At 71.6% G+C, this 21,110-nt stretch carries 19 protein-coding genes and 1 pseudogene; 9 read left to right on the forward strand and 11 right to left on the reverse strand.

Annotated elements, in window-relative coordinates:
* From FV230_RS11685 to FV230_RS11695, 3 genes are all read left to right on the forward strand, one after another.
* Window positions 1-1,278 (forward strand): SDR family NAD(P)-dependent oxidoreductase (locus FV230_RS11685; RefSeq protein WP_147842514.1); only part of this gene is annotated, 1,278 nt, incomplete at its 5' end.
* Window positions 1,279-1,386: 108 nt separating this feature from the next.
* A complete protein-coding gene (locus tag FV230_RS11690; protein ID WP_243935642.1) occupies window positions 1,387-1,722 on the forward strand; it encodes a PepSY domain-containing protein in 336 nt (111 codons plus the stop codon).
* 79 nt (window positions 1,723-1,801) lie between these two features.
* Window positions 1,802-2,086, forward strand: a complete 285-nt coding sequence (locus FV230_RS11695) for a hypothetical protein (RefSeq protein WP_147842515.1) — start codon at window positions 1,802-1,804, stop codon at window positions 2,084-2,086.
* Window positions 2,087-2,094: 8 nt separating this feature from the next.
* On the opposite strand, the gene FV230_RS11700 is transcribed toward FV230_RS11695, so the two are convergent.
* The 3 genes from FV230_RS11700 to FV230_RS11710 form a co-directional block, all read right to left on the reverse strand.
* On the reverse strand, window positions 2,095-3,018 hold the full coding sequence (locus tag FV230_RS11700) for an NAD-dependent epimerase/dehydratase family protein (protein WP_246694832.1): 924 nt from the start codon (window positions 3,016-3,018) through the stop codon (window positions 2,095-2,097).
* A complete protein-coding gene (locus tag FV230_RS11705) occupies window positions 3,015-4,022 on the reverse strand; it encodes a glycosyltransferase family 4 protein (protein WP_147842517.1) in 1,008 nt (335 codons plus the stop codon). Before FV230_RS11705 ends, FV230_RS11700 begins: the two co-directional genes overlap by 4 nt.
* A 77-nt stretch (window positions 4,023-4,099) precedes the next feature.
* Window positions 4,100-6,142, reverse strand: coding sequence for a protein meaA (locus FV230_RS11710; protein WP_147726860.1), 2,043 nt, complete (start codon window positions 6,140-6,142; stop codon window positions 4,100-4,102).
* Window positions 6,143-6,444: 302 nt separating this feature from the next.
* Here FV230_RS11710 and FV230_RS11715 point away from each other — a divergent pair, with 302 nt between their 5' ends.
* Window positions 6,445-7,917 (forward strand): catalase, encoded by a 1,473-nt coding sequence (locus FV230_RS11715; RefSeq protein ID WP_147842518.1) that lies wholly within the window; start codon window positions 6,445-6,447, stop codon window positions 7,915-7,917.
* 206 nt (window positions 7,918-8,123) lie between these two features.
* Complete coding sequence (gene ccrA / locus FV230_RS11720; RefSeq protein ID WP_147726857.1) at window positions 8,124-9,425, forward strand: crotonyl-CoA carboxylase/reductase; 1,302 nt, start codon at window positions 8,124-8,126, stop codon at window positions 9,423-9,425.
* 261 nt (window positions 9,426-9,686) lie between these two features.
* On the opposite strand, the gene FV230_RS29595 is transcribed toward ccrA, so the two are convergent.
* The 8 genes from FV230_RS29595 to FV230_RS11755 all read right to left on the reverse strand — a co-directional run bounded on the left by FV230_RS29595 (window position 9,687) and on the right by FV230_RS11755 (window position 16,899).
* Window positions 9,687-9,860 carry a hypothetical protein gene (locus tag FV230_RS29595; protein WP_187275475.1) on the reverse strand — a complete coding sequence of 58 codons (174 nt, stop codon included), beginning with the start codon at window positions 9,858-9,860 and terminating at the stop codon, window positions 9,687-9,689.
* A 215-nt stretch (window positions 9,861-10,075) separates the two neighbouring features.
* Window positions 10,076-10,588, reverse strand: a complete 513-nt coding sequence (fae, locus tag FV230_RS11725; protein WP_147726855.1) for a 5,6,7,8-tetrahydromethanopterin hydro-lyase — start codon at window positions 10,586-10,588, stop codon at window positions 10,076-10,078.
* 222 nt (window positions 10,589-10,810) lie between these two features.
* Complete coding sequence (locus FV230_RS11730; RefSeq protein WP_147842519.1) at window positions 10,811-11,659, reverse strand: triphosphoribosyl-dephospho-CoA synthase; 849 nt, start codon at window positions 11,657-11,659, stop codon at window positions 10,811-10,813.
* Window positions 11,659-12,567: a RimK family alpha-L-glutamate ligase gene (locus FV230_RS11735; protein ID WP_147842520.1), complete on the reverse strand. Its 909-nt coding sequence runs from the start codon at window positions 12,565-12,567 to the stop codon at window positions 11,659-11,661. Before FV230_RS11735 ends, FV230_RS11730 begins: the two co-directional genes overlap by 1 nt.
* A gap of 253 nt (window positions 12,568-12,820) precedes the next feature.
* The gene (mch, locus tag FV230_RS11740; protein WP_147729305.1) at window positions 12,821-13,789 is read right to left on the reverse strand and encodes a methenyltetrahydromethanopterin cyclohydrolase; all 969 of its coding nucleotides are present in this window, start codon (window positions 13,787-13,789) and stop codon (window positions 12,821-12,823) included.
* Window positions 13,725-14,924, reverse strand: coding sequence for an ATP-grasp domain-containing protein (locus FV230_RS11745; protein WP_147842521.1), 1,200 nt, complete (start codon window positions 14,922-14,924; stop codon window positions 13,725-13,727). The genes mch and FV230_RS11745 overlap by 65 nt, the downstream gene beginning before the upstream one ends.
* Before the next feature lie 25 nt (window positions 14,925-14,949).
* The gene (locus FV230_RS11750) at window positions 14,950-15,843 is read right to left on the reverse strand and encodes an NAD(P)-dependent methylenetetrahydromethanopterin dehydrogenase (RefSeq protein ID WP_147842522.1); all 894 of its coding nucleotides are present in this window, start codon (window positions 15,841-15,843) and stop codon (window positions 14,950-14,952) included.
* An 81-nt stretch (window positions 15,844-15,924) separates the two neighbouring features.
* Window positions 15,925-16,899, reverse strand: coding sequence for a beta-ribofuranosylaminobenzene 5'-phosphate synthase family protein (locus FV230_RS11755; RefSeq protein ID WP_147842523.1), 975 nt, complete (start codon window positions 16,897-16,899; stop codon window positions 15,925-15,927).
* A 335-nt stretch (window positions 16,900-17,234) separates the two neighbouring features.
* On the opposite strand from FV230_RS11755, the gene FV230_RS11760 reads away from it, so the two are divergent.
* The 4 genes and pseudogenes from FV230_RS11760 to FV230_RS11775 form a co-directional block, all read left to right on the forward strand.
* A complete protein-coding gene (locus FV230_RS11760) occupies window positions 17,235-18,263 on the forward strand; it encodes a formyltransferase (protein WP_147842524.1) in 1,029 nt (342 codons plus the stop codon).
* The gene (locus FV230_RS11765) at window positions 18,263-19,906 is read left to right on the forward strand and encodes a formylmethanofuran dehydrogenase subunit A (RefSeq protein ID WP_147842525.1); all 1,644 of its coding nucleotides are present in this window, start codon (window positions 18,263-18,265) and stop codon (window positions 19,904-19,906) included. The genes FV230_RS11760 and FV230_RS11765 overlap by 1 nt, the downstream gene beginning before the upstream one ends.
* 33 nt (window positions 19,907-19,939) lie before the next feature.
* A complete protein-coding gene (gene fhcD, locus FV230_RS11770) occupies window positions 19,940-20,893 on the forward strand; it encodes a formylmethanofuran--tetrahydromethanopterin N-formyltransferase (RefSeq protein ID WP_147842526.1) in 954 nt (317 codons plus the stop codon).
* Window positions 20,890-21,110 (forward strand): annotated as a pseudogene (locus tag FV230_RS11775) (formylmethanofuran dehydrogenase subunit C); the annotation flags it as partial. The gene fhcD and the pseudogene FV230_RS11775, both read left to right, overlap by 4 nt.

A 21,110-nucleotide genomic window follows, 5' to 3' on the forward strand; every position in this document is an offset into this window, starting at 1 on the left:
GCCCGCGCCCGGCGGCTCGGCCTGCCGCTCGCCCGGGTGGTCAGCCTCGGCGACGGCATGCGCGACGCCGAGCTCGCGCCGCTCGAGATCGAGGACCTGCTGCTGCGCCCCACCGTTGCGATCGACAGGCCGCGGCTGGAGCGGTTCCTCGCCGGCAAGCGCGTGCTCGTGACCGGCGGCGGCGGCTCGATCGGCTCCGAGATCTGCGCCCGGGCGCTCGCCTTCGGCGCCTCGGCGCTGATGGTGGTAGAAAGCTCCGAGCCGGCCTTGCACGGCATCCTGAGCCAGCCGGCGCTGCTCAACGCGCAGGCCGAGGTCGGCGGGACGCTCGCCGACATCCGAGACCGCGAGCGCCTGCACGCGGTCTTCGCCGTATTCCGGCCCGACTACGTGTTCCATGCCGCCGCGCTGAAGCAGGTGCCCTATCTCGAGCGCGACTGGAGCGAGGGCATCAAGACCAACGTGTTCGGCTCGATCAACGTCGCCGACGCGTCGGTGGCGGCCGGCGCCCGCGCGCTGGTGATGATCTCGACCGATAAGGCGATCGAGCCGGTGTCGCAGCTCGGCGTCACCAAGCGCTTCGCCGAGATGGTGGCGCAGGCGCGCGACGCCGAGCAGGCCGCGATCCCCGGCCACCCGACACGGCTGATCGCGGTGCGCTTCGGCAACGTGCTCGGCTCGGTCGGCTCGGTGGTGCCGGTGTTCAAGGCGCAGATCGCCCGCGGCGGCCCCGTCACCGTGACCCACCCCGACATGGTTCGCTACTTCATGACCGTGCGCGAGGCGGCCGACCTCGTCCTCACCGCGGCCTCGCATGCCGACCGCGAGGCGCGCAGCCTCGCGCCGGGCGCGGCCGACCAGCGCGCCGCGGTCTACGTCCTCAAGATGGGCCAGCCGGTGAAGATCGCCGAATTGGCCGAGCGCATGATCCGGCTCGCCGGCTTCGAGCCCGGCGCGGAGATCGAGCTGGTGTTCTCCGGCGCACGGCCGGGCGAGCGCCTGAACGAGATCCTGTTCGCGCGCGAGGAGCCCCGCGTCAGCCTCGACGGGATCGACGGCGTGATGGCGGCCAAGCCGGTCTTCGCCGACCGCGCCCGGCTCGATGCCTGGACGGCGGCCTTGCGCGAGGCGGTGGAGGCCGGCGACCGGGCCGCCGCGGAGGCGGTGTTCGAGGCGGCGATCCCGCATTTCCGCGAGCGCTTCGACAAGCCGGTCGCGGCGGCGCCGGCGAGCCCGGATGCGCCGGCCCTCGGAACCGCCGACGCCGGCCTCTGTTGATTCGCGAGCTTTCCCGGTCGGGAACCATTCGACGCCCCGCCGATTGAGGCGACGACCGAACCGAGCGCAGTTTCCGTACAGGGAGTGTGCCGAAGGAAGGACGAATTCATGCGGACGAAGACGTTTCTCGCAGGCCTCACGATGGTCGCCGGTCTCGGCGTGGCCGGGCTCGGCGTCGCTGCGCCGGCCTCGGCGCAGGGCATCCAGATCGGACCGGGCGGCGTTCGCGTCGATCCCGGCTATCGCGACCGCGGGCCCCGCGACGACATCGACTTGAGCCGCGGCGAGGCGATCCGGATCGCCCGTCGCGAGGGCCTCGCCGACGTCGACAACGTCGACCGCCGCGGGCCGCGCATCATCGTTCGCGGATCGGATCGTCGTGGCGACGACATCACGGTGGTGGTGGACAGCCGCTCGGGCGACGTGATCGACGTTCGCCGCTGACGCCATCGCCTCGGTGTCGTAGGATCGAGCCCCGGCCTCGCGGCCGGGGCGTTCTTTCGGCCGAGGCCTGCCTTCGATGATGCCGTCCCGCGCCGCCGCATCGCTTCGCCGAGGCTCCATCGCCGCCGCCGCGGCGTTCGCGATCGTCCTGCCCGGGGCCTTATCCGCAAGCGCCGAAAGTTGCCGCGCCGCCGTCGGGGCGCGTCAGGCCGAGCGGCTGGTCGAGCGCTGCATCTCGGTCTCCCCGGCGACCCATCCGCCCTGCAACGCGGACAATGCCTGCGCCCTGATCGAATCCGAGATCGCCCGGGGCTGCCGGATGATCGACGACGGCACCGCGCCGTCGTTCTGCCGGGACGACTGATCCGCCGATCAGGCCGACAGGCGCGCGAGCCGAGCGAGGCCGTCCCGCGTCGTGCCGGCCGGCGCCCAGCCGAGGGCCGCCAAACCGTCGCTGCGCGCGACCAGATTCTCGGCCAACCGCGAGAAGGTCGCCTCTCGCCCAGTCAGGCGGCAGGCCAGCCCGATCGCCGCCGAGGGTATCGGAACCAGGCCGGGCCGTCGGCCGAGCCCGGCGCGCAGGGCCGTCAGCATCTCCGGGAGCGTCGGCGCGTCGGGGTCGGCGACGACCAGCGGCCGGTTCAGCGCGGCGTCGGTCCGCAGCACCGTATCGATCGCCGCCGACACGCTCTCGACCGAGACCAGCGACCGGCGGCCGGCCAGCGATCCGAGCGGAAGCGGATACGGCGAGCGGGCGAGCCGCACCAGCGCGGCCATGTTGCCCTTCACGCCGGCGCCGTAGACCAGGACGGGCCGCAGGGCGACCCAATCGATGCCGATGGCGTCGAGCGCCCGCTCGGCCTCGAGCTTGGAGCGGCCGTAGGCGTCGGTGGGAGCCGGATCGTCGGCCTCCGTCACGGTCCCGGCGGCGGTCGGGCCGGTCTGCGCACGGATCGATGACAGGAACACGAAGCGGCGCACCCGCGCCCGCGCGGCGGCTTCGGCCAGGCGCCGCGTCGCCTCGGTGTTGAGCGTGCGGTAATCGTCCTCCGGGGCGCCCGACATCGCGTGCGCGAGGCCGGCCGAATGCACCACCGCATCGACGCCGGCGAGCGCCGCCGCCATGTTCATCGGCCGGGTCAGGTCGCCGACGATGGCGCTCGAGGCACCCTCCGGCATCGCGTCCACCGGCCGCCGCAGCAGCAGGCGGACGCGGTAGCCGCGCGCCGTCAGATCTCTCAGGACGTGCCGGCCGATGAAGCCGGTCGCCCCGGTGAGCGCGATCAATTGGCTCAAGACGTCGTCACTCCGTGCTTGGCCGGCGCCCGCGCGAATCGGGCCAGCACCGATCCGACCAGACCGCATCCGACCGCCAGGGCACCGAGGGTGATGGCCGGCGAGGGCCAAAACAAGGTCGCTCCGGCGAGCGCGGCCAGGCATGCGTTGAGCGCGAGCACGCGTCCGACGACGCCGGTCACCGCGATGCCGTTCGTGGTGGCCCGCTGGTAGAAGTGGCTGCGATGCGCCTGCCACACCGGCTCGCGCCGGGCGGCGCGCCGGATCAGCGTGAGGGTGGCGTCGGCGAGGTAGTAGAGCGGCAGCAGGATCGCCGCGGCGAGGCCGCCCGCGAGGGCGAGCCGGTACAGCAGCCAGGCCAGGATCAGCCCGAGCGGCAGCGAGCCGACATCGCCGAGGAAGAGCTTCGCCACCGGCCGGTTGAACGGCGCGAAGCCGAGCATCGCCCCGAGCAGGGCCGCGGCGACGAGGATCGCGGCCGGCGGCAAGGCGCCGGACCCGCCGAGCAGGATCAGCGCGCCGGTAACGGGCACCGTCTCGGCGACCGTCATCCAGTCGAGCCCGTCCATGAAGTTGACGAGGTTCACGAACCAGATCCCGGCGAGCACCGCGAGCACCCGTTCCACCGCGAGCGGCAGGGTCGGCACCAGCCGTCCGTCGACGCTCGCCACCAGGGCGGCGACGACGAGTGCCTGCAGCACGAGGCGAAGCGACGCCGGCAGCGGGCGGATGTCGTCGACGGCGCCGACAAGGGCGAGCACCACGGCGCCGAGCCCGAGCACCAGCACGTCGCGGCCCGCATCCGGCGCGGCGAGCAGCAGCCCCGTCACCGCGAGGGTCGCCGCGACGACGGCGATCCCCCCGCCCTGCGGCGTCGGCTCGGTGTGGCTCGAGCGCGCGTTGGAGCGGGCCAGCGCGTAGCGGACCAGCAGCGGCCGGAGCCGGACGATCAGGCCGGCGCTGAGGGCCGCGGCGAGGGGAACCGCGATGAGGGGGGCGAGCATGGTGCCGCTCTACGCTCCCGGGCCGCCCGGGTGAAGCCGCCGGGTGCGCGTGTCGCTGCACCCGGCGGCCTCGCGCCTCAATAGACCTGCGCCGCCGCGTCCTTGCCCTTCGCGGCGCCGTCGGTGCGGTTGGTCTTGTCGATCGCGCGCTCGACCACCTTGGCGATGCCGATCATGATCGTGTCGATCACGTAGTCCTTCGGCGTATAGACCGCCGAGACGCCCATGTTCTTCAGGACCAGCTCGTCGTCGGGCGAGATGATGCCGCCGACCACGAGCGGGATGTGGTCGAGGCCGGCCTCGCGCATCTTCGCCTTCACGTCGCGCACCAGCGGGACGTGGCTGCCGGAGAGGATCGAGAGGCCGACCACGTGGGCGCCGGTCTCCTTCGCCTTCGCGACGATCTCGGCCGGGGTCTGGCGGATGCCGTCGTAGGTCACGTCGAATCCGACGTCGCGGGCGCGCAGGGCGATCTGCTCGGCGCCGTTCGAGTGGCCGTCGAGGCCGGGCTTGCCGACGACGAGGCGCGGCTGCTCGCCAAGGCGCTCGCCGAGATCGGCGATCAGCAGCTTGGCCTCCTCGGCGGCGCCGGACGAGACGGTCTGCAGGGTGACGCCGGTCGGCGCGCGGTACTCGCCGAACACCTCGCGCAGGCGCGTCCCCCACTCGCCGGTCGTGACGCCGGCCTTCGCGGCGGCGATCGAGACCGGCATGATGTTGGCGCCCGAGCGCGCCGCCGCCTCGAGCTCCTCGAGCGCCTTGCCGACGGCGTTGTCGTCGCGCTTCGCGCGCCAGTCCCGGATGCGGGCCTCGGCCTCCATCTCGACCGTCTCGGACACGGTGAAGATCGCGCCCTCGCCCGCGGTGAGCGGCGAGGGCTCGCCCTGCTGCCACTTGTTGACGCCGACGACGATCTGGTCGCCGGCCTCGATCGCCGAGATGCGGCGGGCATTGGATTCGACGAGCGACCGCTTGAGTGCGCCGGTCTCGACCGCGGCGACCGCGCCGCCGATCCCGCCGATGCGCTCCAGCTCGGCCCGTGTCTCGACCTTGAGCGCCTCGACCTTGGCGTCGATCACCTTCGAGCCGTCGAAGATGTCGTCGTACTCGAGGAGGTCGGTCTCGAAGGCGAGGATCTGCTGCATCCGCATCGACCACTGCTGGTCCCAGGGGCGCGGCAGGCCGAGCGCCTCGTTCCAGGCCGGCAGCTGCACCGCGCGGGCGCGCGCCCGCTTCGACAGCGTCACCGCCAGCATCTCGATCAGGATGCGGTGGACGTTGTTCTCAGGCTGTTGCTCGGTGAGGCCGAGCGAGTTCACCTGCACGCCGTAGCGGAAGATCCGCTTCTTCGGGTCGTCGATGCCGTAGCGCTCCTGGGCGATCTCGTCCCACAGCTCGGAGAACGCGCGCATCTTGCAGATCTCGGTGACGAACCGCAGGCCTGCGTTCACGAAGAACGAGATCCGCCCGAACACCTCCGGGAAGCTCTCGGCATCGAAATTCGGGTCGTCCCGCACGGTGTCGAGCACCGCGATCGCGATGGCGAGCGCGTAGGACAGCTCCTGCACCGGCGTCGCCCCGGCCTCCTGCAGGTGGTAGGAGCAGACGTTCATCGGATTCCACTTCGGCACCTCCTTGGTCGTGAACAGGATCACGTCCTTGGTCAGCCGAAGGCTCGGCGCCGGCGGGAACACGTAGGTGCCGCGCGACAGGTACTCCTTGATGATGTCGTTCTGGGTGGTGCCCTGCAGCCCCGAGAACGGCGCGCCCTGCTCCTCCGCGACCGCGAGGTAGAGCGACAGCAGCCACGGCGCCGTGGCGTTGATCGTCATCGAGGTGTTCATCTGGACGAGCGGGATGTCGTCGAACAACGTCCGCATGTCGCCGAGATGGGCGATCGAGACGCCGACCTTGCCGACCTCGCCGCGCGCCAGCTCGTGGTCGGGGTCGTAGCCGGTCTGGGTCGGCAGGTCGAAGGCGACCGACAGGCCGGTCTGCCCCTTGGCGAGGTTGCCCCGGTACAGCGCGTTCGATTCCTTGGCGTTCGAATGGCCCGCATAGGTGCGGATGATCCAAGGCTTGTCGCGCTTCACCCCGTCGACGCTCGCGCTCGCGCTCATGTCACCCGTCTCCGCTGATCCGTTCGTCGCGCGGCTCCCTCGCCCCGCCCCTTGCGGCGCACCGTAGCGAAGCCGTCGCGGGCCGTCATCTCATGCGAAGGGCCGGCGCCCGTCACCGGGCGGCGAGGCGCCCGCAAAAATCTCAGGGTCGACATCAAGGAAATTTGACGGGGATGGGTGGCACCGCCGCGGTTTCGAACGGTTCCAAACCGCTCGACGCGCGTTGGCTGGCCGCATTCGGACCTGGACGCGCGGCGTGCGCGCCCGACCACGCGGACCACCAAGCCAAGGAGCCCTGCACGATGGCAGACACCTCGCCCCGTCTGACGACGGCGTTCGGAAACCCGATTTCCGACAACCAGAACTCGCTCACCGCCGGCACCCGCGGCCCGGTGCTGATGCAGGATTACCATCTCATCGAGAAGATGGCGCATTTCAACCGGGAGCGGATCCCGGAGCGGGTCGTCCACGCCAAGGGCTACGGCGCCTACGGCACCTTCCGGCTGACCCGGAGCCTGTCGCAGTACACCCGTGCCAAGGTGCTGACCGAGGTCGGGCAGGACGTGCCGATGGTGGCGCGCTTTTCGACGGTCGGCGGTGAATCCGGCTCGGCCGACACCGCCCGCGATCCGCGCGGCTTCGCGCTGAAGTTCTACACCTCGGAAGGCAACTGGGACCTCGTCGGCAACAACACGCCGATCTTCTTCGTCCGCGACGCGATCAAGTTCTCCGACTTCATCCGCACCCAGAAGCGCGATCCGCGCACCCACCTGAAACCCCATTGGCGCCGCTGGGACTTCTCGGGCCTCTCCCCCGAGGCGATCCACCAGGTCATGATCCTGTACTCGGACCGCGGCACGCCGAAGTCGGCCCGCTTCATGAACGGCTACGGCTCGCACACCTTCTCGCTCTGGAACGAGGCTGGCGAGCGGCACTGGGTGAAGTTCCACTTCCACACCCAGCAGGGCATCCAGAACTTCTCTGCGGCGGAAGCCGACAAGATCGCCGGCGAGGATCCGGACTACTCGGCCGCCGATCTCTCGACCGCGATCGAGAAGGGCGACTTCCCGAAGTGGAAGGTCTCGGTGCAGCTGATGCCCGAGCTCGACGCCGACACCTACCACATCAACCCGTTCGACCTCACCAAGGTCTGGCCGCACGGCGACTATCCGTTGATCGAGATCGGCGAGATGGAGCTCAACCGGAACCCGGAGAACTACTTCGCCGAGATCGAGCAGTCGGCCTTCGAGGCCTCGAACGTCGTGCCCGGCATCGGCTTCTCGCCGGACAAGATGCTGCAGAACCGCCTGCTCTCCTACGGCGACGCGCACCGCTACCGCCTTGGGATCAACTACCAGCAGATCCCGGTGAACCAGGCGAAGAAGGCCGCCGTCCAGACCTACCATCGCGACGGCGCGATGCGCACGGACGGCAATCACGGCGCGCAGGTCGACTACCAGCCGAACTCCTTCGGCGGGCCGGTCGAGGATCCGTCGGTGGCCGAGCCGCCGCTGCGGATCACCGGGGATGCCGGCCGCTACGGCTGGCCGGGCGACGACGCCGACCTCTACGGCCAGCCGCGGGACCTGTGGACGAAGGTATTCGACGACGGCGAGCGCAAGCGGCTCGTGGAGAACATCGTCACCTCGATGGGCGACTCGCCGCGCCACATCCAGGATCGGATGATCGGGCACTGGTACAGGGTGCATCCCGACTTCGGCCGCGGGGTCGCGGAAGGTCTCGGCATCGAGACGAGCAAGGCCGCCGCCGAATAGTTTTTGGGTGGCCGCCAAGTTAATTTTGTATCCAGAAGGCGTCGGCATGAGCCGGCGCCTTTTTTCTTGTCGGACACCGTACTCCTGGCCTTTCGGACGACTTGCAGACCCTTGGACGCCTCATCCTTCGCCGTTATAGCGCTAGGCCGGAACCGCGGCGTCGTCAGAACCGCGAGCGGGCACGAAACGGATTCAGGAGAGAGACGATGGCTGCCAGCGCGGCACTGCAACCGGCCAGCGCCGGGACGGGCGAGGTCAAGGACCTCTACGAGATGGGCGAGATCCCGCCGCTCGGTCACGTGCCCGCCAAGATGTATGCCTGGGCGATCCGCCGCGAGCGCCACGGGCCGCCGGAGGATTCGCATCAGCTCGAGGTGCTGCCGGTCTGGGACATCGGCGACGACGAGGTCCTGGTCTACGTCATGGCCGCCGGCGTGAACTACAACGGCGTCTGGGCCGGCCTCGGCGAGCCGATCTCGCCCTTCGACGTGCACAAGGCCGCGTACCACATCGCCGGCTCCGACGCGTCCGGCATCGTCTGGGCGGTCGGCGCCAAGGTGAAGCGCTGGAAGGTCGGCGACGAGGTCATCGTCCACTGCAACCAGGACGACGGCGACGACGAGGAGTGCAACGGCGGCGACCCGATGTTCTCGTCCTCGCAGCGGATCTGGGGCTACGAGACTCCCGACGGCTCGTTCGCCCAGTATTGCCGGGTGCAGTCGCGTCAGCTGATGAAGCGGCCGCAGCACCTCACCTGGGAGGAGGCCGCCTGCTACACGCTGACGCTCGCCACCGCCTACCGCATGCTGTTCGGCCACGCGCCGCACACCGTCCGCCCCGGCCAGAACGTGCTGATCTGGGGCGCCTCGGGCGGCCTCGGCGTGTTCGGCGTCCAGCTCTGCGCCGCGTCCGGCGCCAACGCCATCGCCGTGATCTCGGACGAGTCGAAGCGCGACTACGTCATGAGCCTCGGCGCCAAGGGCGTCATCAACCGCAAGGACTTCGACTGCTGGGGCCAGCTGCCCAAGGTGAACTCGCCGGAGTTCAACGCCTGGACCAAGGAAGCCCGTAAGTTCGGCAAGGCGATCTGGGACATCACCGGCAAGGGCAACGACGTCGACATCGTGTTCGAGCACCCGGGTGAGGCGACCTTCCCGGTCTCGGCGCTGGTGGTGAAGCGCGGCGGCATGGTGGTGTTCTGCGCCGGCACCACCGGCTTCAACATCACCTTCGACGCCCGCTACGTCTGGATGCGCCAGAAGCGCATCCAGGGCTCGCACTTCGCCCACCTCAAGCAGGCCTCGGCCGCCAACCAGTTCGTGATCGACCGCCGGGTCGACCCGTGCATGAGCGAGGTGTTCCCCTGGGAGAAGATCCCGCAGGCGCATACCAAGATGTGGAAGAACCAGCACCCGCCCGGCAACATGGCCTGCCTCGTCAACTCTCCGCGCGCCGGCCTGCGGACGGTCGAGGACGTGATCGAGGCGGCGGGTTTTCCGCGCGGCTGACGCGAACTCTTCGAAGCTTTAAGACCCGCGTCCCTCAGGGGGCGCGGGTTTTTCTTTGGCCGAGGGATTCGCGCGCGGCGCGTCGTGGCACGCTCCCGTTCGGGCCATCGTCACGCATCGCGTCGAGGCGCCCGTGCCCACCCTCCCCCCTCTGCGGGGGAGGGTGGCCCCCGTGAGGGGGTCAGGAGAGCGGACGCACCGCACGTCCGCGACGGGCGACCCGACGAGGGTTCGAGCCGGTCGTGCAGCGTGCCGTCCGCGCTACCGCTTCGTCTCGGTCCCCGGCAGGTGGCGCCCGTAGCTTTCCTGCTTGGTCGCCTTCTCGGTGATCAGGTCGGCGTAGGCCTGCCGCATCTCCGGGGAGACGGAAACCGTGCGGGCCTTCTCCTTCTTGCGCTTGGGCGCTTTCTTGAAGGTGTTGCTCGTCTCTCTCATGCCGGGCCTCGCGTCGGGGTGGTCGGGTCGGCGTGCCCGGATCTGGCTCGCCCGGGGCAGGCGGATCGCAAGGGAACGCGACGAACGAAAGAAGGCGGGGCGGCTTTCGCCGTCCCGCCTTCGTGTTTCTATCGTCCGAGGAAGATAGAGGCCAGTCGCTGGAGCAGGCCCCGCGGTGCGGGCGGAGGCGCGCTCTGCCCAGGACTGTCCCCGATCTAAGCGTTCGCGGCGAAGGGGTGGGTCGCGGACTTGCGCTGCTCGGTGACCGCGGCGGCCTTCGGCTCGCCGGAGACGGCGCGCTGGATCGACAGCTTGGTGGCCTCGTAGTTGTACTTCTGGATCTTGGCGTCGTCGGCCGCTTCCCAGTGGATGAACACGCCGACCAGGATGAACAGGTCGTCGGCCTCATCGGCGGGGATGATGCCCTCGGCGACGGCGTCCTGCACGGCCATGGCGACGCCATGCTGGGCGGGGCCGAACATCTGGACGGCCTGACGGGCGTCGTTGATGGTCACCTTGTTGAACATCAGGGTGTTGGGCTTGCACGGCAGGTTCGGCGCGATGACCGCGAGCAGGCTGGTGAAGCCGTGCTTGTTGTTCACGAGGCCGTTGCAGAAGGCGGTCTCGGCCGGCGAACCGCGCGGTCCGATGATCAGGTCGATGTGGGCGACCTCGTTGCCGTCGCCGACGAGGGCTTCGCCGACCTGGACCTTGGTGATCTTTGCCATTCGGGTTTTCTCCCTGGATTCCAAACTCAAGGACCGCGGCCCGTCGAGTCGGGCGCGGCCGGAAGCCATCCTTGTTCGCGACGCCCGGCCTTGGAAAAGCCGGGCCGGTTAGCCCGGATAGCGGCGCGGACCCTACAGCGCGGTCCGGCCCGTCACAACCCATGGCAACGCGCTGAAATCGATATTAAAAGTGCGGCCCGGCGCTTGACGGCGGGAACTTTTTCAGAGGACGCCCACAGGGTCCGCGACGCGGGCGCCCGCGGATGCGAGGGCATCGCAGAACAGCGTGGCGACGGTGAAATCGGCGCTGGTGCCGGGATTGATCCCGGCGGCCTTCCATGCCGCGTCGAGCGCAAGCAGGCGCTCCACAGGCCGGGCGCGCAGGTCGAGGCCTGTAAGCGCCTCCACGGCCTCGGACCGCACGGCCTCCGCCCGGTCGGCGCCGTGCTTGCGTGCCACGTGGCTGTCGGGAAACGCCTGCAGGTAGGCGAGATGCACGGCGGTGGTGCACCAGGCCGGTTCGAGATCCTTTTCGCGCGCGGCCGCCAGAGCCGGGAGGCCGACCCGGACGAGGTCGGCGAAGCCGTCGGTATAGGCGCGGGCGATGCGGTCGCGCGGGGCAGCCTCCTGCATTGCCACCGCCAGGGAATCCGGGGCCGGCGCGGCCACGTCGTGCCGTCCGGCCCGGCCGAGCCCGCCCGGGTTGGCGAGGCGGATCGCGTCGAAGACGCCTTGCGCATCCGCCGGTTCTAGGCCGGCCAGCACCTCGGCCACGGTGGTTCCGCGCTCGGCGGCCAGCGCCAGGGGCGCGCAGAGCAGGAGGATGCCGAGGTTGGTGTTCTGTCCCACTGCCGCCATCGTTGCCGCGACCGCGTCGCGGACCCGTGCGCCGAGCCCGGCTCCGCCGCGTGCCAGGGCGGGCGCCGACACCGCGGCGCTCGTCGTGAAATCGGTCACCGCCATGCGATGGCCGGCGGCGTAGGCGTGGACGTTGCCGGGTTTCAGGGCGTCGAGCTCGGCCAGGCACGCCGCCTGGTACGAGGCCGCGATCGCCTCCGGCGCGAGGCGCATCAGGCGACCACGAGCCGCGGCCGGCGCGCGGACCGGACGGCGGCGAGGAAGCCGCGCACCACCGCCCCGGCGATGTCGACCTCCGAGACCTTCTGCAGCCCCGACCATGCCGGCATCGAGTTGACCTCGAGCACGAGGAAACCGCCCTCCCCGTCCTCGACGAGGTCGATGCCGGTGTAGTCGACGCCGACCGCGGCGGCGGCGGCCTCGGCGAGCTCGGCCGCTCGCGCCGGCATCGCCCAGGGCAGCGGGCGGCCGCCGAGGTGGACGTTGGTGATCCAGCCGTCGCCCTCGCGGATCATCCCGGCGATGGCCCTGCCTTCGCAGACGAAGACGCGGTAGTCGCGCCACAGACCGTCGCTGCGGGGCACGTAGCGCTGGAGGTAGTAGACCCGCGAGACCGCATCCTCCGGCGGCAGGTCGTCCGGCCGCTCAATCAGCTGCAGCCCCTCGCCCTGCGAGCCGAACAGCGGCTTCAGCACCAGGGGACGCCCGGGGCCGGCCTCGCGCGCGACGATCTCGGCGGCGGCCGTGCGCTTCGAGCAGACGAAGGTGTCGGGCGTCGGCAGGCCGGCGCGGGCGATCATCAGGCTGGTCGCCGCCTTGTCGACCGAGCGCTCGATCGCGACCGGCCCGTTCCAGACGGTGACGTCCGAGGCCACCAGCGCATGCAGCACGCCCAGACGCATCGTCGTGGCCTCGAAGGTGCCGCCGGCGATGGTCCGCAGCAGCACGCCGTCGGGCAGCGTCCCGGCGAAGCCCGGCACCTGCAGGGGCTCGCCGCCGCCGGTGACGATCGCAACGTCGGCGAGCGAGAACAGCACCGGCTCGACGCCCTGCGCGCGAAGCGCCGCCAGGAGCCGGGCCTTGTGCCAATTGCCGTTGTCGGCCGCGAGCGCGATGCGCATTCTGTCGGTCACCCCAAGGATGGTTCAAGCCGCCGGCTCCGCCGACACGCATTGCCCTCCCGCTCCACGCCGTCATCCCGGGGCCGCGAAGCGGAGCCCGGGATCCAGAGCCGCCGACGGTGCCCGAGCTTGCCGCCACGGCGGATCTGGATTCCGGGCTCACCTGCGGCGCCCCGGAATGACGATGGTGGGGAAACCCCGGGAGAGCCGCGGGCGATGGCCTTCGTGTCGTGAAAGCCGGCCTCGACTGCCGCTACGAGAACGACGCCTCGACCAGCTCCGGCATCAGCTTGCCGCCGCGGAAGGTCGCGCCGGTGCGGATGGAGGTGACGATCGCCTCGGCCGGCGAGAACAGCGCGCCGTCGATCTTGTAGAAGTCGCCGTTCACCCGCGAGAAGATCTCGGCGAAGGGCGCGCCGTGGTCGCTCGACGTGGTCGAGGGCAGCTGCTCGGCGAGCTGCTTGGCCTCCGCGTCGTCGGCGTCGACGAAGAGCTGGACCCGGCCGCCGTAGATGATCGCGTCGTTGGTGCGGCCCATCGCCTTGATGAAGTCCGGGTGCTGCGGCGACAGCGGCGCCGAGCCGATGCCGTCGACGATCCGGTGCAGGTCGAAGCCGACCGTGTGCGCCTTGTGGAGGGCGACCTCGAGCACGCGGGCAACGACCTGTGTCGCGCCGGCGAGGCTCTGGGTCGGCGCGAAGATGAAGGTCAGGTCCTCCGGGCGCAGGGAGCAGGCCTCGGCGACCTTGGCGACGACGCTGGCCGGCGGCCCGCCGGCGGCCTCGAGCACCAGGGCGGTCTTCGTGGCCGAATCGCGGTAGCCGAGCTCCTTGTAGAGGTCCTCGACCACGGCGACGGCGCGGCCCGGGCCGGAGCCGAGGGCGAAGAAGCCGGAATCGCCGTCCTCGTCGGCGAGCGACCAACCGGCATACTGGCTGCCGAGGCAGGCCAGCACCGGGTCGGCGGCGTGGACGACCACCGAGTACGGCCAGGACGGGATCGGGCCCGACGGGCTGATCGAGACGGTACCGAGGCCGCCGAGGCAGATCTCGGCGATCCGGCGGCCGGCCTCGATCGAGCCGCGCGCCGAGGCGCCGGCGTCGACCATGCGCGCGCCGCCCGGCGCCTGGGTCACGGACAGGCGCAGAACGTCGGCGTCAGCGACGAAGCGCTCCACCAGGGGCGTCGCGATGGCGTTCAGGCTCGGCTGGTTGGTGCTCATGCGTTTCCTCCTCGGACAGCCGGTCGCGCAAGCTGGCGATCCGGGTCCCCAATTCTTGTCGTGCCGCCGGCCCGTCCGGCCCCCCCGCCAGGACCGTGCAGAGCGGGGCGTCCCGCATCACCCGTGTCCCGGCGCGGGGCCGGTCCCGCACGTGGTCCGGCCAAGCGACAGCCGGGACGACGGCGTGATCCCGCGCCGCGTAACAGATCTGCGAGGCCGCCGCATCCTCCGGCGCCGGCCCGATCTCGGGCGCGTGGCCGAGGCAGGCCTCGACATGCGCGCGAAGCAGCGGCACGCCGCGCCGGTCGAGCACGTCGAGGGTGGCGCCCGGGCGCGGGTTGATCTCGGTCAGCCACCATGCCTCGCCGTCGGACAGGAAGTCGACGCTCGCGAGCCCGCGCAGCCCGGTCGCGCGGACCAGCTCGTCGGCCGCCTCCGCGACGGCGGCGACGATGGCCTCCGGCAGCGCGGAGGCCTCCCGCCGCCCCGGCGCCAGCGCGCCGGCATAGCGGAACGGGCGCAGGGGAGACGGCGCGCTCCACTGCTCGGTCAGCGCCAGGATGCGCGCGCCCGACGCGTCGGCCAGGATGTTGAGCGCGAAGGCGCGGCCCGGGACCCGGGCCTGGAAATAGGCGCCCGCCGGCGCCGGCCCGCTTGTCGCCGCGCGGATATGGCTCCCGCCCGAGCCCCCGGCCCGCTTGAGCAGCCAGGCCTTCGGATCGTCGAGCCGCGCCCGCGTCACCGCCGGATGCGGGATGGCGAGCGTCGCGCACAGGGCCGCGAAGCGCAGCGGGTCCTTCAGCGCGGACACGGTCTCGGCCCCCGCGCCGACCAGGCGATGGCGCCGCGCGATCGCAGCGATCAGCGCCGGCGCGGCCTCGAAGCCGCTGCCGAGCACCACGCCGAGCGGAGCACCGCCGGCCATCGCCGACAGCGCGTCGAGATGGGCGAGCACCGTCTCCGCGAGCCGTCCCGTGCCGAACCGGCCCTCGAGAGGGCGATGCGCCGCGGCGAGTTCCAAGGTATCCGAATCGGCGAACAGGTCGGCGACGAACGGGCGCAACCCGGCGCGGCGGGCGGCCTCGGCCAGGGCCCGCCCCGACTGGGCCGCGATCAGGATCGCCGCGCCGGCCATGATCGCCCCGCCGGCCTCGCCGGTCTCAGCCGGCGATCTCGACGGCGAGGGCGTAGGCGTCGCGGAAATCGAGGCAGAGCGGCGCCTCGGCCGCGAGCATCCGCCCGAACAGCTGCTTCTGCGTCTGGTACTTCACGTTGCCGACGGCGAGCGCGCCGATGCCGACGCCCTTGCCGACCGGAAGCGCCACGTCCACCGCGTTGACGTCGATCCCAGCGATGCCCGCCGGCGGCACCGCGTTGACGTCCGAGGCGACGAGCAGGTTCGGGGCCGCGCGCAGATCCTCGGCCGAGAGGATCGGGATGCCGGCGGGGCCGGCCGAAAGGATCACGTCGGCATCCGCGATCGCCTTGCGGCGGTCGTCCGGCGTGGTGCCGTCGATGGCGCCGACCTCGATCCCGAAGCGCCACTTCATCGTGAAGGCGATCTTCGAGACCCGCTCCTCGCCGTCATGGCCGACCAGCACCGTCCTGGCGCCTTCGAGCGCGCCGATCACCGCGGCGACGTAGGCGACGACGCCGGCGCCCCCGAAGATGACGATGCGCTTGTCCTTCAGGCCGGTGCCGAATTTCTGGCGCAAGGCCCGCGAGACCTGCGCCACCATCGCCGCGCCGGTGGTGAAGGAGCCGGCCGGGTCGGCGAACAGGTGGTTGGCGAAGGGCGGCACGAAGGCCTTTCTGGCCCGGTCGACCATGTCGAGGGCGTCCTCGGCGTTCTTGCCGCCGATGAAGATGCCGGTGCGGACGCCGTCTCCGGGGGCGCGCGAGAAGATCGAATCCTGCGTGAGCGAGACCACGTCCGGCAGCGTCACGTCGGTGTAGGTGACGATGGTCTCGAACCCGGCATCGACGGCCATGTTCACGTCGAACGGGCTCATGTGCTTGAGCGGCGTCAGCATGTGCAGGATCGAGCGGGCCATGGGGATTCCCTGTCTGGTGCGAGGATCGTCGGTCGGTGTCGTTGTGAGTCGCAATCGACGCCCGCGGTCAAGCGTGCCGGTTCAGGCGGTCGTGATCTCGGCGCCCGTGTTCCGGCCCCGCGCGATGAGGAAGCGCAGCGGGCCCGGCCGGTCCAGCCCGGCGACGAGCGCGCGGGCTTCGGCCTCCGACGGCATCAGCGCGAAGCCGGTCGGCCCCCAGGAGCTCTGGCCGTAGCCGGCGACGCCCTGGTCGGCGATCGTCCGCAGTGCCTCCGCGACGGCGGGGCTGGCGTAGCGCCCACCCTGGTGCGGCGCGAAGTGGTCGCCGATCAGGCGCTGGATCTGGGTGATGCCGGCGCCGAAGCCCTGCGGCTCGGCGAGCACCGCCGCCGGCATCACCTGCATGAGCACGATCCGGCAGATCTCGGCGGCCTGGCGCTCGGGAAAGCGCGGCAGCTCGGCGAAGGCGCGCTGCTCGCGCGAGCCGTGGATGCCGGTGGCGTCGCGGTCGAGGATCAGCACGACGCGCCACGGGTCGGGGTAGGCCAGGCGGGCGATCACCGGCGGCGGCGCTCCGGTGGCGTCGCGTCCGCCGTCGACGATCAACCCGCCCTCGGTGAAGGCCGACAGCCCGACGCCGGACCGGTTGCCGCGATCGAGCGCGTTCGAGAAATCCTCGGCCGAGAACGGCTTGCCCGAGAGGCGGGCCAGGGCCGCGGCCACGCTAAGCGCGAGCTGCGTGCCCGAGCCGAACCCGGCATGAGCCGGAATCGCCTCCTCGACCCGGATCGCGACCGATTCGGCGACGCCGAGATGGCTCGCCGCCGCGTGGACGTAGCCGCGGACGCGGCCCTCCTCCGGTCCCGTGACGGACAGCCCGTCCGCGGCGCTCGCGGTGAGTCGGACGCCGGGGGCGTCGATCGCCAGGCCGATGCTGCCGAAGCGGCGGCCGAGTCCGCCATGCAGGTCGAGGAACCCGAAATGCAGGCGCGCCGGCGCGTGGACGTGGACGGAGCGCGAGGCGGCCTCGGAGCGGCCGCGTGCGGGTTCAGACACGTCGATCCCCTCCGCCTTCGCCACGCCGCTTCATCCTGCCGTCGCGGCGGACCTCTCGGGAAATCGGTCCCCGCGGGAGCCGGCTTCTCCCATGGAGGCGCCCCGCCGGGCAACCGCCTGTCGGGGCGAAGCGGCCGCAAATCGCGGCGACAGGGTTGCCTGCGGCGTCCGAGCGATGCAAACGTGCCCTCCAGCGCAGGCATTCCGAGTGCCGCCGGGGCGGGATCGCATCCCGTTCGGGCAGGCCATTCCGGCTGCGACGGTCCTTCGGCCGTCCTCCCCGGTCTTACGGCGACGATCTGCGACGCCTCAAGAAACGGTTCGGGTGAGGACGCATGACAGCCTGGGTGAAGGGTGACGCGACCGATGCGGAGGGCGCCATCGCGGCCGCCGCCGCTCTGCTCGCCGCCGCGCATGCACCGGTCTTCGCCGGACTGAACGCCGACGTCGCCGCGATTCGCGCCGCCTACCGCCTCGCCGGCACGATCGGCGCTTCCCTCGATACGCAGGGCGCCGCCGGCACCTACGCCGACCTCGGAGCGCTCAGCCGCGTCGGCGCGATGACGTCGACGCCGGCCGAGGTCCAGGGGCGGGCCGACGTGGTGCTCGTCGTCGGCGCCAAGGCCGGCACCAGCACCCTTGCCTCGGCCCTGCGCGGCAGCAAGCCGGTGCGCGGCCTCGCGGCCGGGGCCGACCGCCAGGTGCTCGCCGTCGCCGGCGCATCCGCTCAGGCGCTGGCTTCCGACCTCGCCCTGCTCCGCGCCCATGCCAAGGGGCACCTCAAGGACGCCACCCCGCTCAACGAGATCGCCCGCGCGCTCTACGCCGCCCGGTACGGCGCGGTGCTCTACGACCCGGCCGAGCTCGGCGAGCTCGGCGTCGAGACGGTGCAGGGGCTGGTGCGCGACGTGAACGAGATCACGCGCTGCTTCGCGCTCTCGCTCGGCGGCCCCGACCAGGACCGCTCGGTGGTGCAGGTCGCGGCCTGGACCACGGGCCAGGCCCCGCGCACCGGCTTCGGCCGCAAGGTCCCCGAGCACGATCCCTGGCGCTTCGACGCCGCGCGGCAGGTCTCGACCGGCGAGGCCGACGCCGCGCTGTGGCTCTCGACGCTTCCGGCCGCGCGCCCCGACTGGCTCGGCGCCCTGCCCTCGATCGCGATCGTCGGCGCGGGCAGCCTCGAGGCCGCCCCCGGCACCGCCGAGGTCGTGATCGCGGTCGGCGTGCCCGGCGCGAGCGCCGGCGGCGTCCTCTGGAACGAGGGCCGCGCCGCCCTCACCTACCGACCCGGCACGGGGGGCGGCGCTTCGGCCGCCGACGTGCTGGCCCGCATCGAACACCATTTCGCTGGGAAGGATTCCTGATGCTGATCCTGATCCAGGGCGGCCGGGTGGTCGACCCGACGGCCGGCCGCGACGGCGTCGGCGACGTCTGGGTGGAGGACGGCCGCGTCGTCGCCCCCTCCGAGCGGACCCCCGACCGCACCGTCGACGCGACGGGCTGCGTGGTGATGGCCGGCGGCGTCGAGGTGCACTCGCACATCGCCGGCGGCAACGTCATCACCTCGCGGCTGCTGCTGCCCGACCTCTATGTCAGCGAGACGGCACCGAACGGCCACCCCTTCGCCCATGCCGGCGGCGCGGCGGCCTGGATCGGCGCGGCCTACGCCAAGATGGGCTACACCACGGCGGTCGAGCCGGCGATGCCGCCGACCCACGCGCTCGCGACGCAGCTCGAATTGGCCGACATCCCGCTGCTCGACCGCGGCGCGCTCGCGGTGATGGGCAACGACGACCAGCTGCTGCAGCTGCTGCGCGCGGGCGAGAGCCGGGACGCGGTCCGCGACCTCGTGGCGCTCAACGTGGCGCAAAGCCGGGCGCTCGGGGTCAAGTGCATCAACGCCGGTGGCGCCTCGGCCTTCAAGGACGGCGTGCTCAAGCTCAGCCTCGACGACGAGATCCCGGTCTATGGGCTCTCGACCCGCAAGATCATGGGCTCGCTCCTCGACGCGGTCGAGGCGATCGGCGTGCCGCATCCGCTGCACGTCCACTGCAACAACCTCGGGCTGCCCGGCGCCGACGACAGCTTCATCGAGACGCTGGATGCGGCCGAGGGCCGGCGCATCCACTTCGCCCACGCTCAGTTCTACGCCTACGGCGCGGCCGACCCGGCGAATCCGGGCACAGGCGGCTTCCGCTCGGCGGCGAGCCGCATCGTCGACGCGATGCACGCGAACCCGAACGCGACCCTCGACATCGGGCAGGTGGTGTTCGGCCAGACCGTCACGGTCTCGATGGACATCCTGCGCCAGTTCGGCGGCCGCAAGGGCGCCAACCCGAAGAAGTGGGTGCTGAACGCGGGCGATGCCGAGGGCGGCGGCGTGGTGCCGTTCCTGTACAAGCCGCGCGGGCCGACGAGCTCGCTGCAATGGGCGATCGGCCTCGAGATCATGCTGCTCTCGAACGAGCCCGAGCGCACGATCCTGACCACCGACCACCCGAACGGCGGCCCGTTCACCGCCTATCCGCGCATCATCCACCTGCTGATGGACAAGGAGGAGCGCGACCGCGAGATCGCGACGCTGCCCAAGGTCGTCGGCGAGCGCTCGTCGCTGCCCGAGATCGAGCGCGAATACTCCTTCTCCGAGATCGCCGAGCTGACCCGCTCGGGGCCGGCCAAGCTCCTCGGCCTTTCCGATCGCGGGCACCTGCGCGCCGGCGCGCGCGCCGACATCGCGGTCTACCGCGAGGACAGGAACCGCACCGCGATGTTTGCGAGCGCCAAGCTCGTGCTCAAGGACGGCGTGGCGATCGTCGAGGACGGCGAGGTCGTGCACTGGCACGTCGGCCGCTCGCTGTCGCTCACCGTCGAGTCCGACAAGGCGATGGAGCGCCGCACCGACGCCTACCTGCAGGACCGGTTCGGCCAGGGGCTCGACAGCTTCGCCGTGCCGGACGCGGCCTTCCCCGAGGCCGAGGTGTTCGAGGACGTGGCATGCCGGGCATGAGCGAGCGGCTTTGCGCGAGGGACGGGAACCGGAATGTCTGACCTCACCCTCAACGGCATCCGCGTCGAGGACACCTTCGCGGAGGCGTTCGACGTCGCCGGCACCGCGATCGTCGTCACCAACGACACCGCGAAGTGGGCGATGATCGCCGCCACGACGATGACCGGCTTCGCCACCTCGGTGATCGGCTGCGGCGCCGAGGCCGGGATCGACGCCGAGCTGTCGCCCGAGGAGACGCCGGATGGGCGCCCGGGCGTGCGCATCCTGCTGTTCGGCTTCGAGCCGAACGGGCTCAAGGAGCAGCTGCTGAAGCGCGTCGGGCAGTGCATCCTCACCTGCCCCGGGACGGCGTGCTTCGCCGGCGTCGAGGGGCCGACCAAGATCAAGCTCGGCGGCGCGATCCGCTACTTCGGCGATGGTTTCGCCATCGCCAAGCGCCTGCCGGACCACACCGGCAGGATGCGGCGCTACTGGCGCATCCCGGTGATGGACGGCGAGTTCCTGTGCGAGGATTCCGTGCGCGCGGTCGACGGCGCGGTCGGCGGCGGCAACCTGCTGTTCCTCGGCCGCACCCACGCCGAGACGCTGACGGTGGCCGAGGTCGCCGTGGAGGCCGCCAAGGCCATCCCCGGGGCGATCCTGCCCTTCCCCGGCGGCATCGTCCGCTCCGGCTCGAAGGTCGGCGGCCGCACCAAGGGCATGATGGCCTCGACCAACGACGCCTACTGCCCGACGCTGAAAGGCCGGGCCGGCTCGGCGCTGCCGCCCGAATGCGGCGTGGTCCTGGAAATCGTCATCGACGCGCTGACCTCGCAGGGCGTCTCCGATTCGATGCGGGCGGCGCTCCACGCCGCGACCGAGATCGGCGCGCAGCACGGCCTCGTCGCGGTCACCGCCGGCAATTACGGCGGCAACCTCGGGCGGCACCACTACCGCCTGCGCGACTTGCTCGACAAGAATCCCGCCGCGAAGGAGACCGTAGCGTGAGCGTCCTCTCCCTGCGGCAGGCGCCCCCCGAGCGCCTCGACTTCCTCAACATCGCGCCGGCGACCCTGGCCGCGCTCTCGCCGGCCGAGGCCGAGCGCCTGCCGATCGGCACCACCCGGCGCGGCCTGGTGCTCGGCGACTGCTTCCAGGTGTCGCTCGACGGCGGCGACAGCCTCACCATCGAGGGTGGCCACGAGCGGCTCGACCGCGTCGGGTG

This window comes from Methylobacterium sp. WL6, assembly GCF_008040095.1.
Taxonomy (GTDB): Bacteria; Pseudomonadota; Alphaproteobacteria; order Rhizobiales; family Beijerinckiaceae; genus Methylobacterium.